Annotated in this window: 10 protein-coding genes and 1 pseudogene; 3 read left to right on the forward strand and 8 right to left on the reverse strand. The window is 71.4% G+C overall.

The window, feature by feature from the left end; translation table 11 throughout:
• Window positions 1-65: 65 nt before the first annotated feature.
• Window positions 66-1,445, forward strand: a complete 1,380-nt coding sequence (locus tag CCZ36_RS08575; protein ID WP_128817386.1) for a hypothetical protein — start codon at window positions 66-68, stop codon at window positions 1,443-1,445.
• Between the two features lie 149 nt (window positions 1,446-1,594).
• Window positions 1,595-1,813: an FmdB family zinc ribbon protein gene (locus CCZ36_RS08580; RefSeq protein ID WP_030592937.1), complete on the forward strand. Its 219-nt coding sequence runs from the start codon at window positions 1,595-1,597 to the stop codon at window positions 1,811-1,813.
• Between the two features lie 32 nt (window positions 1,814-1,845).
• On the opposite strand, the gene CCZ36_RS08585 is transcribed toward CCZ36_RS08580, so the two are convergent.
• From CCZ36_RS08585 to CCZ36_RS08600, 4 genes are read right to left on the reverse strand one after another with little or no spacing between them, the layout of a single operon-like run.
• Entirely contained in the window at window positions 1,846-2,505 is a 660-nt protein-coding gene (locus CCZ36_RS08585; protein WP_069743381.1) for an O-methyltransferase, read from the reverse strand.
• Between the two features lie 41 nt (window positions 2,506-2,546).
• Window positions 2,547-3,380: an HAD family hydrolase gene (locus CCZ36_RS08590; RefSeq protein ID WP_069738500.1), complete on the reverse strand. Its 834-nt coding sequence runs from the start codon at window positions 3,378-3,380 to the stop codon at window positions 2,547-2,549.
• Window positions 3,377-5,905, reverse strand: coding sequence for a phosphoribosyltransferase (locus CCZ36_RS08595; RefSeq protein WP_128817387.1), 2,529 nt, complete (start codon window positions 5,903-5,905; stop codon window positions 3,377-3,379). The genes CCZ36_RS08590 and CCZ36_RS08595 overlap by 4 nt, the downstream gene beginning before the upstream one ends.
• Before the next feature lie 10 nt (window positions 5,906-5,915).
• Window positions 5,916-7,133 (reverse strand): HpcH/HpaI aldolase/citrate lyase family protein, encoded by a 1,218-nt coding sequence (locus CCZ36_RS08600; protein ID WP_069738502.1) that lies wholly within the window; start codon window positions 7,131-7,133, stop codon window positions 5,916-5,918.
• A gap of 221 nt (window positions 7,134-7,354) precedes the next feature.
• Here CCZ36_RS08600 and CCZ36_RS08605 point away from each other — a divergent pair.
• Window positions 7,355-8,256, forward strand: a pseudogene (locus tag CCZ36_RS08605) (TerD family protein).
• 37 nt (window positions 8,257-8,293) lie between these two features.
• Here CCZ36_RS08605 and CCZ36_RS08610 read toward each other — a convergent pair.
• The 4 genes from CCZ36_RS08610 to CCZ36_RS08625 all read right to left on the reverse strand — a co-directional run bounded on the left by CCZ36_RS08610 (window position 8,294) and on the right by CCZ36_RS08625 (window position 11,677).
• The gene (locus tag CCZ36_RS08610; RefSeq protein WP_069738504.1) at window positions 8,294-9,028 is read right to left on the reverse strand and encodes a TerD family protein; all 735 of its coding nucleotides are present in this window, start codon (window positions 9,026-9,028) and stop codon (window positions 8,294-8,296) included.
• A 142-nt stretch (window positions 9,029-9,170) separates the two neighbouring features.
• Window positions 9,171-10,322, reverse strand: coding sequence for a DUF475 domain-containing protein (locus CCZ36_RS08615; RefSeq protein WP_128817388.1), 1,152 nt, complete (start codon window positions 10,320-10,322; stop codon window positions 9,171-9,173).
• A 74-nt stretch (window positions 10,323-10,396) separates the two neighbouring features.
• A complete protein-coding gene (locus tag CCZ36_RS08620; protein ID WP_007452411.1) occupies window positions 10,397-10,972 on the reverse strand; it encodes a TerD family protein in 576 nt (191 codons plus the stop codon).
• Between the two features lie 129 nt (window positions 10,973-11,101).
• Complete coding sequence (locus CCZ36_RS08625) at window positions 11,102-11,677, reverse strand: TerD family protein (protein ID WP_006124182.1); 576 nt, start codon at window positions 11,675-11,677, stop codon at window positions 11,102-11,104.
• Between the last annotated feature and the right edge of the window lie 20 nt (window positions 11,678-11,697).

Genomic DNA, 11,697 nt, shown 5'->3' on the forward strand with positions numbered 1-11,697 from the left:
CGTGTGTTCGTCCTTACCTGGTGGGACAATGTACCGGGCAGGGCGAATCGGCACGGGAGAGGGATGTGACGGCGACCAACGCGCGGCCGGAGGCAGGAGCGGGTGCGAGGTCCGCCGTTCGAAGTGGCCGGGATCTTCTGGCGCTGATGTTGCTGCCCGTGCCCCTCGTGCTGGCCGCGCTGCCCGCCGCCTTCGCCGGTGGCGGCACGCGCCGGTGGTTCGGCGGGCGCGGCGGGGAGAGTCAGCGGGCCGAGGCGCAGGCCGCCAAGGACGCCGCCGCCGAGGCCTTCTACGAGCTGGACACCGCCCAGCGGGATCTCCGGATCTCCATCGAGACCATCAACGCCGTGGACAGCTCCTCGCGCGGTCGCAAGGCGTCCGAGGACTTCGCCGCGCTCGGCCGGCGCATCGACGAGGTCAGCCACGCGTACATCACCGCCGTCGACAGCCATGACCTGGACCGGGACGACCTGGAGCCCGCCGTCGCCTCCCGGGCCCGCACCGAGCTGACCCGGGCCAAGGACGACCTCGTGCGGGTCAAGGGCGAACTGGACCGGTTCGCCCAGGGGCTCGGGCCGCTGCTCGGCAGCGCGGAGACCCAGCTGGCCCGGCTCGCCCCCGCCGTCGAGCGGGCCCGCCAGGCACTTCTGGCGGCGAGCAACGCCCTCGACACCGTGCGGGCCGCGGGGCTGCGGGCCGATGAGCTCGCCGCCCGGCTCGCCGCGCTCGCCCCCGAGCTGACCAAGCTGAACCAGGGCGCGGGTCAGCACGGCGTCCCCGAGACCCTTCAGCGTGCCGATGTGGTCCTCCGTGACGCCGAGGCCGTGCGCACCGAGGCGGAGCGGCTGCCCGAGCGGGCCGCCGAGATCGACCGGCGGCTGGTCTCCCTGCGGACCCGGGCCCAGGCGCTGACGACCCGGGCGGGCTCGGTGGAGCCGGTGCTGAGCGAGTTGCGGCGGCGGTTCTCGGCCGCGTGCTGGCAGGACCTCCAGCCGGTTCCGGAGCAGGCCGCGGTCAACATACGGCAGGCGGAGGACAAGCTCGCCGAGGCGGCGAAGGCGCGGGAGGAGCAGCGCTGGGCGGACGCCACGTCCCGGCTGTCCACGGTCCGCGCCCTGCTCAACGCGGTGGACGAGGCGGTCTCCGCCGCCGGGGACCGGTTGCAGCGGCTGAACGCGGTGGCGAAGGATCCGCAGCAGGAGATCGAGCGGACCCGGTTCGCGGTGCGGGACGCGCAGCGTCTCGCCATGGCCGGGCGGCACACGCCCGATCCCCGGCACGCGCGGCCGCTCGACGACTCCGTCGCCCGGCTGGAGCGGGCCATCGCGGGGCTCGGCGGGCGCCACCCCGACTACTGGCACTTCCTGACCGAGACCGAGGCCGTGCGCCAGACCGCCGCCGGGGTCGTCTCCGACATCCGTGAGGAACGCGGCGGCGGCACGTAGGACCTGGCCGCCACGGCAGGCGTCGAGCTGTCCTGTCCGGCATCAGCAGGCGTCGGAGGGGGTGTGTGGTCTCAGGCCCGACAGGGGGCGTGTCCTCGGGCCCGACAGAGGGCGTGGTCTCCCGCTCGCGATGGCTCTAGCCTGGGTCCATGCCTCGTTACGAATTCCGCTGCCGCACCTGCGGTGACACCTTCGAAGTCAGCCGTCCCATGGCGCAGTCCTCGGACCCCGCCTCCTGCCCCGCAGGCCACGACGACACCGTCAAGCTGCTGTCCGCCGTGGCCGTGGGCGGTGCCGCCGGATCCGCTCCCGCGCCGTCCGGTGGCGGTGGGGGCGGTGGTTGCTGCGGGGGTGGATGCTGCGGCTGAGGCCCGGGCCCCGGGCCCGCAGCGGCCCGCCCCTACCTCTTGCGGGACAGCGTCAGGCCGTCCGCGACCGTCAGCAGGACGCTGTCCATCCGGGCGTCCGCGCTCACATGGTCGTTGAACTCCTTGATCGCCGCCGCCGGGCCCGTCGCCTCCGGGTCCGTCACCCCGCCGTGGAAGAGCACGTTGTCCGTGGCGATGACCCCGCCCTGCCGCATCCTGGGCACCAGCTCCTCCCAGTACGCGATGTAGCCGCCCTTGTCCGCGTCCAGGTAGGCGAAGTCGATGTGCGGCTCGGCGGGCATCGCGCGCAGGGTGTCCAGGGCGGGGGCGATCCGCAGGTCGATCCGGTCCGCGACGCCCGCCTTCTCCCAGGCCTCACGGCCGTACGCCGTCCACTCCTCCGAGATGTCACAGGCGATCAGCGTGCCGTCGGCGGGCAACGCCTGGGCCATCGCCAGGGCGCTGAAGCCGGTGAACGTGCCGACCTCCACCACATGCCGGGCGCCCACCAGCCGGACGAGGAAGGCCAGCAGCGGGGCCTGCTCCTCCGCCGACACCATGCCCGCGTGGTCGGGGAACCGTGCGTACGTGGTGTCCACCAGCTCCCGCTGGACCGGGTCCAGGGGCGGGTTGTGGGCCAGCATGTACTGGTAGAGGTCGTCGGTGATCGTCGTGTCGTTGCCCTTGGTCATGCCCCCAGCCTCGCGCACCGCGCGCCCGCGCGCAGGAGGACTCACACAGCGGCGGCCGCCAGGAAGCGGCGCAGGATCTCCTCCCCCGCCGCCCCGCCCCGCTCCTCCAGGGCCACCACGTGGGGGGCCCGCCAGCCCTCGTCGGCCAGTTCGCCGTGGCCGGGGCGCCAGCCGAGGTCGGCGGCGAGCAGCAGGTCGGCGTCGAGGAGGGAGTCCCCGGCGGCGAGCGTGCGCGTGGCTCCCGTGCGGCGGGCGACCTCGTGCATCGCGGCGCTCTTGGTGAGCGGCGCCGGGACCGCGTAGATCTTGCGGCCCTGGAGGGAGACCGTCCAGCCGCGCGGGCGGGCCCAGGCCGCCAGCTCCTTCACCCACTCCTCGGGCAGCAGGGACCGTTCGACGACGAGGTAGGCGAAGAGGTCCTCGGCGACCCGTTCCTTCAGCAGCCAGGCCGGGTCCGCGGTGGTGGCGAGGTGGGCGCGGACCTCGGTGAGCGGTGCGCACTCGGCGGCGATCCGGGACTCCACCCGCTGCTGCCAGTCGCGGTCGGAGACGCCGTCGACCAGGATGTGGCCGCCGTTGGCGCAGATCGCGTACCGGGGGGCGGGGCCGGGGAGGTGGATGCGCCCGTACTGCTCGCGGGTGCGGGTGGTGGTGGGCACGAAGACGGTGGAGGCCGTCACCTCGGTGAGGAGCGCGGCGGCCGTCTCCGTCATGTACGAGAGGGGCTTGTGGCCGTACACCTCGACGCACAGGAGCCGGGGGGCCTCCGCGTCCGGCATGGACAGGTCGAGCGAGGCCGCCGAGTAGATCAGCGTACGGTCGAGGTCGCTCGCGACCAGGGTGGTGGAGCCGTTCCCAGCGGTCGGGGTGCTCATGCGTCCTTCACCGCCCCGCCGTCGGCCGCCGGCGTGCTGCCGCCCGCCACCGCCTTGCCGTCCGCGCCCGTCGCGCCGCGCGTGTAGCGGGGGTGGATCAGGCCGACGCAGCTGTACGGGAGGTCGTCGACCTCCTCGACCGGGACGCCGCGCTGCTCGGCCAGCAGCCGGATGTGCTCCAGGTCCGTGCCCGCGCCGCGCTTGGCGAGGATCTTCCAGGGGACCCGGCGGAGCAGCACGCGGGTGGTCTCGCCGACGCCGGGCTTGACCAGGTTGACGTCGTGGATGCCGTACTCCTCGCTGATCCGCTCGACGGCGGCCCAGCCCTCCCAGGTCGGGGCGCGGTCGGCGGCGAGCAGTTCCTTGGCCTCGGCCTCGACCTGGCCCGCCACTTCGTCGAAGCGGGCGGCGACCGTGTCGAGGAAGCGGCCCGAGACATCGGATTCCGCCAGTTCCCGGTAGAACTTCCCGCCGTGGAAGTCGTCCGGCCCGACCAGGTCGGCGCGGAGCACCGTACGCGAGATGAGGCCGGAGACCGTGGAGTTGAGGCAGGCCGAGGGGATGAGGAAGTCCTCGCGGGTGCCGTACGTCCGCACGCAGCCGCCCGGGTCCGCGAGCACCGCGATCTCCGGGTCGAAGCCGGCGGGCCCGCCCGAGGCCTCGAAGTCGGTGATCGCCGCTGCCAGTTCGCGGGTGATCGCGCCCTTGCCCGTCCAGCCGTCGACGAACACCACGTCGGCCGGGGCGTGATGGGCGGCCAGCCAGCGCAGGGCGGTGGCGTCGATGCCCCGGCCCCGGACGATGGAGATGGCGTAGTGCGGCAGGTCCAGGCCGTGCCGGTGCCGGGCCCAGCGGCGCATCAGCACCCCGACCGGGGTCCCGGCCCGGGCGAGCGAGACGAGGACGGGGCGGGGGCCGCGTTCGGCGAGGACCGTCTCGGTGACGGTGCCGACCGCGCGGGCGATGCGCGCTGCGGAGGTCTCCAGGGCGGCGGAGAACAGCGCCTGGTACTCGGCGCTCGGCTGGTACTCCACGGGCAGCGACTCCGCGTAGTGCGCGCCGCCGCTCTGGATGGCCTCCTCTCGCTCCTCGGTGGGGGCTTCCAGCTCGGTGTCCGAGAGGTCCTGGAGCAGCCAGCCGACGTCCTCGGGCGGGTAACTGGAGAAGTCGGGGCCTCGGAGGGGCTCGGGCAGCACGGCGGGCTCCTGGACGGGTGTGGGGGTGTACGAGGGGACGACCGCGAGGAGAACCTGGCCGGTGTGGGCCGCAAGTTGGGCCAACAGCCCTTCGGGGGCGTGGAGTTCGGGGGTGTCGGCGGTGGAGTCGACGACGGCGACCACCGCGTCGAAGCCGGCGCCGGCCACGTTGTACGCGTACCGGTCGCCGGGGCCGTCCGCCGGGGAGTCGTGGGCCGGGAAGACGAGGCGGGTGCGTATCGCGTAACCGGGGTCGTCGACGGCGAGGACGGGCGAGCGGGTGGTGGTGGAGTAGCGGATCTCGGTACCGGGCCCGAGGGAGTCTTCCAGAGCGGTGCCCAGGCGCAGGGGCGCGTACATCAGCTCCTCGAAGCCGAGGACGAGCACCCGGCCCTGGCGGGCGCCGTCGCCCAGCGTGTCCGCGATCCGCTCCGCCATGTCCGGGAGCGCCGCTTCGAGCGCGGCGCGGTGGGACGGGGTGAAGCCGTGCCGGCCGCCGTCGGGAACGCCCACGGGCCAGGCGAGGTCGACGCGGGTGACCGGGGCGGCGCGCCCGGCGGCTTCATGGACCGGGCCGGCCTCCTCCGCCTCCTGGGCCGCGACCAGGGCCTGGCCGCGTTCCAGTACGCCGTCCGGGAGCGTGACCGTGCCCGTGGCGCGGGTCACCAGGTCGACGCGGGCGCCGATCTCGACGGCGAAGGCGGTCAGCCGGTCGCGGTCGGCCGGGGAACGCATGTCGACCAGCGCGACGATGACGTAGCGGTCGCGCGGGTGCAGCTCGTGCAGGGCCCGGATGGTGTTGAGCACGGTGTTGCCGGTGGAGAACTCGTCGTCGACCAGCACCAGGGGGGAGGCGACCGCTCCCTGGGCCAGCAGTGCGGGGTCCTCGGGCAGCAGCAGGTGCGAGGTGGCGTGCGAGTGGGCCTCCTCGAAGCCGCCCGCCTGCCGGACTCCCGCCACCGGGCGCCGGGTGGAGTGCAGGTACGGGGCGTCCCGGAGGCCGTCCGCGACGGCGTGGCCGAGACCGGTGGCCGTCTCCGCGTATCCGAGGACCACCGCGCGGCGGGCCTCCTCCGCGCCGAGGAGAGCCCGGACCCGCTCACCGAGGCCGTATCCCGCCCCGTACACGACGGAGGGCCGCTGGGGCACATGCTTGCCCAGCACGTTGGAGACGAGCAGGTGCGCCCGCTTGGGGTTGCGGCGCAGGGCCAGGCCCAGCAGTTCCCGCAGTTCTCCGTCGCCCTCGAGGCCGACTCCGAGCCGCTCGGCCACCCAGTCGCCCGACCACACCACGTCCACGTTCTCTTCTCTCGTCGCGCGCTCGCTCATCGACGCGCGCTCAGTTCGTCAGGCCGGCGGCCAGCAGGTCCACGAAGCCGACGTCTTCCCTCGCCACTCCGAAGACCTCGGCCCGCTGGAGCGTGCGCTCGGCCCAGGCCCGGTGGGGTTTCACTTCGTTCATCTTGTTCGTGTACGCCGAGCGGAGCACCCCGCCGCCCCCGCGCTCGGGGCTCAGGATGTCCTGGGCGTCGGTGAACTCCTCGTGGCTGACCACGGACAGTGCGTGGACGGGCGCCACGTGCGACGGGTGGATGCAGGTCTTGCCGAGCAGGCCGTTGGCCCGGTCGAGCTCGATCTCCCGGAGCAGTCCGTCCATGTCGTGCTGGATGAGGGCCGTGCGCAGCTCCTCGGCGCGGCCCTCCAGGAAGGGGCTGCGGCGCAGCTGGGGCTTGAACATGCGCTCCTGGCGGCGGAAGTACTCCCAGACCGGGCCGGTGATCGTGAAGCCGCTGCCGTCGGCCCGGCCGAGCACGTTGACCACGTCGGCGATCACGGAGGCGACGATATGGACGTCGTACGCCGTCATGTCGGGCGCGCGGCGCAGTCCGTAGGCCGAGCAGAAGTCGGTGACGCCGAGCCGCAGGGCGAGCACCCGGTCCCGGTACTTGTCGACGCTGCGGGCGATGCCCCGGAGGATGTCGCCGCGCGTCTCCAGGTGGAGCAGTTCGGGGGATTCGAGGACGGGCATGGCGAAGAGCCGTCGGCCACACGCCGTCTCGGCCTCGGCAAGCGCCTCCAGGAAGTGCCTGCCACGCTCCTCGGTGAACTTGGGAAGTACGAAACCGGACAACATTCGGACCGAGTCACCGAGGCGCCGCACCAGGTCGGTGATCTGGTCCGGTTCCCGTACGCGGATGAAGAGGAGCGGGACGTCCGCGCCCGCCGTGCTCCCGGCGTCGCCCTCGTGCCGCGGTGCGGGCCCCGGCGCCGCTTCCCGGGCGGCCAGCTCGGCGAACTGCCTGATCAGGTTGGCTTCGGCGTCGATCACCTCGGCGTCGTCGATCGAGTCCTCCAGGCACAGCACCATGGAGACGACACCGCGCGCGGCCTGCTTCAGCACGTCGTCGGCGAGCGACGGACGGGTGGCCGGGGAGTAGAGCGTGGCCCCCAGGGCGACGGAGAGCATCCGCGCCGGCGACTCCGCGGTGAAGGCGCAGGGTTCCTTGTAGAACAGACCCTCGCGGGCAGTGGGCGATATGTGCCCGAAGTGACGCATCCTTTTCCCCCGAACTGCCTGATCGGCCGAACAACGCATGGCCGGTAATAGTACGTACGGACGGGTGTCAACAGTTCCCCATGTACATGAATTTCCGGTTACCCGCCCCTTGTCCGGCCCCCGCTCGCGGTACCGTCCCGCTCGGTCCGTACCGCGGCCGGGCTCGGCAGTGCCGCCCCCCGCGTTGTCCGCACGGGTCCCCAGCAGGCAGGATGACCGTCATGACGCACACGATGCTGAAGGGCTCGAACGTCCCTGTCGATGCCGCGGCCGTCCGGGCCGTGCTGCGCTGGACCCCGGGCACCGGGGTTCCCGACGTGGACGCCTCCGCTCTGCTCCTCGGTGCGTCCGGGCGGGTGCGGTCGGACGAGGACTTCGTCTTCTACAACCAGCCCCGACACCCCTCCGGCCTGGTCCGGCGGTTGCCGAAGCGCAGTGTCCCGGAAGGGCTGACGGACACGATCGAGGCGGATCTCGGGGCGCTCGACGCCTCGGTGGACCAGGTCGTCATCGCGGCCTCCTCCGACGGGGCCGCCTTCGAGCAGGTCGCGGACCTGCGGATACTCCTGTTCGACGCCGCGTTCGCCGACGGCGAGCCGCTGGCGGTGTTCGATGTGCGGCCGGAGACCGGGGAAGAGACGGCGATCATCTGCGGCGAGCTGTACCGCCGCGGCGAGGGCTGGAAGTTCCGTGCGGTCGGCCAGGGCTATCCCACCGGCCTGATCGGCCTGGCCACCGCCTTCGGCATCTCGGTGGACGAGTCGGAGGCGGCGGACGAGGACCGGGCGTCCGGCGGTGCGCGGGAACCGGCCGCCGCGGGGCCTCTCCCGGCAGCCGGGCCGCCGCCCCCGAACGCGCCGCCGGGACCCGTCCCGGCCGCCGCCACCGGAACCGGGCCCGACTCCCAGGCCACGGTGCAGCATCAGCAGCCCTCCTACGGCTATCCGCCTCCGGCCGCGCCCCCCGCTGCCGCCGCCGGGGCCCAGCAGCCGGCGTACGGCTATCCGCAGCCCGCGGCCGCGCCGCCCGCCTACGGCTATCCGCAGCCCGCGGCAGCCGCCGCGCACGCGCCCGACCCCATTTCGTGCTGCCTCCGCAAGGTCCGCAGTTCGTCCGGTCCTGAGTCGCGCCCCGGGCCGTGCCCCGGAAGCGGCTCCGGATCAGGTCCGGGACTTGTAGCCGCGCCCCCATTGCATGCCGTAGCCGTACAGCCGGTCCAGCTCGGACTGGAATCCGTACACGAACTTCACCTCGCGGCGCACGATCAGCTCGTCCTTGATGTTCTCCACGGTGAACACCGCGCAGGAGCGGGCCTGCGGCGCGCGTTCGTCCAGCTCGATCTCGATGCGCGGGCCGTTGCCGGGGTAGAGGGTGACCTTGGCATGCGTGCGGTCGAACGCCGGTGTCCGGTCGTAGATGTAGACGAAGAAGAGCAACCGCTTGATCTTGTCGCGCTGGTCGAGGTTGACGTAGACCGTCTCGCCCGAGGGCGCGCCGAACCGGTCGTCGCCGCTGAGCCGGACGTACGGCGGGCCGTTGAGATCACCGATCAGGCTGCCCAGGGGCTGCACGACCCCCTTGGTGCCGTCCATCAGCTCGTACATACAGCCGAGGTCCAGGTCGACGTTGACGACGCCCTGGGTGTGCGCCTGGACGACCTCGGGCTTGAAGAGCTGGAGAGGGCGCCGCAGCTTGCCGCTCTGCCGGGAGCGGCCCTCGATGTCCGAGGTCCGCATCCGCCAGGAGAGGTTGACCCGGAGGTTGCCCGAGAGGGCGCCCTGTTTGCTGAGCGAGATCGTGGCGTTCCGTTTGGACAGCACGACGGCGCTCGACGGCGCGTTGCCCGAGTCGAACTGCGCCGCGCGCCCCGGCCACAGGCCGTCGAAGAATCCCATCCCTACCCCCACCTGTTCGCGTTGCCTGTTCGAGCACCCCGGACATCACTGCGGGGCGGCCACCGGGCCGGGTCCGGGAGATCCCGGAGAGCCGTCGCCGTGTGGGCCGCCCCGCAGAGAGCGTTCCTCAATCCTTACCGGGTCACACCCCGGAGGACACTTCCGCCTTCACGTCCGAGCCGCCGCCCTCGCCCGATCCCGCGGCGAGCGCGCGGTTGCGCTTGACCGAGGACCAGAAGGAGAGGGCGATCAGGATCACGCCGACCGAGCCGGTGATGAGCTCGTTGATCTCGTGCTGGATGGTGATCAGCAGGATGACCGAAAGGGCGCCGATCGCGTAGTGCGCGCCGTGCTCCAGGTAGACGTAGTCGTCGAGCGTGCCCTCGCGCACCAGGTAGACGGTGAGCGAACGGACGTACATGGCGCCGATACCGAGGCCGAGCGCCATCAGCACGATCTCGTTGGTGATGGCGAAGGCGCCGATGACGCCGTCGAAGGAGAACGAGGCGTCCAGGACTTCCAGGTAGAGGAAGAGGAAGAACGCGGCCTTCCCGGCGAGGGCGACCCCGGTGACGGGCTTGCCCTTCTTCTTGGCCTCTTCCTCGGCCTCGTGCTCACGCTCCTCCTCCTCTTCGAGCTTGTTCTCGAAGAATCCGGAGAGCCCGCCGACGATCAGGTAGGTGATCAGACCGGCGATGCCGGAGAGCATGACCGTCGCCGACTTGTCCACGTGCCCGCCACCGTGCTGGTGGGCCTGGGTCGCGAAGGTCATGGCGGTGATCATCAGGATGATCAGCGCCACGCAGACCGACAGCATGTCGACCTTGCCGAGCTTGGCGAGCGGACGCTCGATCCAGCGCAGCCAGTGGATGTCCCGGTCCTCGTCGAAGATGAAGTCGAGGAAGATCATCAGCAGGAACATGCCACCGAAGGCGGCGATCGACGGATGGGCGTCCGTCACCAGTTCCTTGTACCTGTCCGGGTCGTTGAAGGACAGGTCGATGGCCTCGATCGGTCCGAGCTTGGCGCTCACGGCGACGATCACGACGGGGAACACCAGTCGCATACCGAAGACGGCGATGAGGATGCCGATGGTGAGGAAGATCTTCTGCCAGAAGGCATTCATCTTCTTCAGGATTCCGGCGTTGATCACCGCGTTGTCGAAGGACAGCGAGATCTCCAGGACGGACAGGATCGCGACGATGCCGAAAGCCTGCCACCCCCCGTAGAAAATCGCTGCGACCAGGCCGAGCGCGGTGACCGCGAACGACCAGCCGAAGGTTTTCAGTACCACTGGCTACCCCATCGTGTTGTTAAAGGGTCTCCCCCGGTGCGTCGGGGCCCCCCGCGCCTAGGTCCTGCGCGGCATTATGAAACGTTGACGCCGAAGTCTAGAGCGATGCCTCGCAGGCCGGACGCGTACCCCTGGCCGACTGCACGGAATTTCCACTCGCCGTTGTACCGGTAGAGCTCGCCGAAGATCATCGCGGTCTCCGTCGAGGCGTCCTCGCTCAGGTCGTAGCGGGCCAGCTCCTGGCCGTCGGCCTGGTTGACCACGCGGATGAAGGCATTGCTGACCTGGCCGAACGCCTGGCCCCGGTTGTCCGCGTCATGGATCGAGACCGGAAAGACGATCTTGTCGCAGTGGGCCGGGACCTGGTCGAGGCGGACGATGACGGACTCGTCGTCGCCGTCGCCCTCACCGGTGAGGTTGTCGCCGGTGTGCTCGACGGAGCCGTCCGGGCTCGTGAGGTTGTTGTAGAAGACGAACCACTCGTCGCCGAGCACCCGGCCCGACTGGCACAGCAGTGCGCTGGCGTCGAGGTCGAAATCGGCGCCCGTGGTGGAGCGTGCGTCCCAGCCGAGCCCGACCAGCACCTGGGTGAGGTTGGGTGCGACCTTGGAGAGGGAGACATTGCCTCCCTTGGCGAGCGTGACGCCCATGTGTGTCCTCCCCGAGTCGTGAAAAAAACGCTGCCGGGCGCTTTCGACGCCCGGGGTCGGGCGTCGAAAGCGCCCGGTCGGGGTGTCCGGCGGATCAGGATCGGCCGGCACCCCCTTGGCGCCAGAACGTCAGACGTTGACGCCGAAGTCCTGGGCGATGCCGCGCAGGCCGGAGGCGTAGCCCTGGCCGATGGCCCGGAACTTCCACTCGGCGCCGTTGCGGTAGAGCTCGCCGAAGACCATCGCGGTCTCCGTCGAGGCGTCCTCGCTCAGGTCGTAGCGGGCGAGCTCGGTGTTGTCGGCCTGGTTGACCACGCGGATGTACGCGTTGCGGACCTGGCCGAAGCTCTGCTGACGGGTCTCGGCCTCGTAGATGGAGACCGGGAAGACGATCTTGTCGACGTCGGCCGGGACACCGGCGAGGTTCACCTTGATGACCTCGTCGTCGCCCTCGCCCTCACCGGTGGTGTTGTCACCGGTGTGCTCGACGGAGCCGTCGGGGCTCTTCAGGTTGTTGAAGAAGACGAAATTGCCGTCGGCGGCGACCTTGCCCTCGGGGTTCGTCAGCAGCGCGCTGGCGTCGAGGTCGAAGTCACCCCCGGTGGTGGTGCGGGCGTCCCAGCCCAGACCGACGATGACCGCGGTCAGGTTGGGCGCGGCCTTGGTCAGCGAGACGTTGCCGCCCTTGCTGAGGCTGACTCCCACGAGTCCTCCAGTAGTTTTCT

Source organism: Streptomyces sp. S063, from assembly GCF_002832675.1.
GTDB classification, from domain to species: Bacteria; Actinomycetota; Actinomycetes; order Streptomycetales; family Streptomycetaceae; genus Streptomyces; species Streptomyces sindenensis.

Coding starts and splice junctions, on each gene's coding strand:
- CCZ36_RS08610 (WP_069738504.1), bottom strand. CDS start 9,028: ATGGGATTCTTCGACGGCCTGTGGCCGGGGCGCGCGGCGCAGTTCGAC.
- CCZ36_RS08580 (WP_030592937.1), top strand. CDS start 1,595: ATGCCTCGTTACGAATTCCGCTGCCGCACCTGCGGTGACACCTTCGAA.
- CCZ36_RS08600 (WP_069738502.1), bottom strand. CDS start 7,133: ATGCGTCACTTCGGGCACATATCGCCCACTGCCCGCGAGGGTCTGTTC.
- CCZ36_RS08620 (WP_007452411.1), bottom strand. CDS start 10,972: ATGGGCGTCACGCTCGCCAAGGGAGGCAATGTCTCCCTCTCCAAGGTC.
- CCZ36_RS08595 (WP_128817387.1), bottom strand. CDS start 5,905: ATGAGCGAGCGCGCGACGAGAGAAGAGAACGTGGACGTGGTGTGGTCG.
- CCZ36_RS08590 (WP_069738500.1), bottom strand. CDS start 3,380: ATGAGCACCCCGACCGCTGGGAACGGCTCCACCACCCTGGTCGCGAGC.
- CCZ36_RS08585 (WP_069743381.1), bottom strand. CDS start 2,505: ATGACCAAGGGCAACGACACGACGATCACCGACGACCTCTACCAGTAC.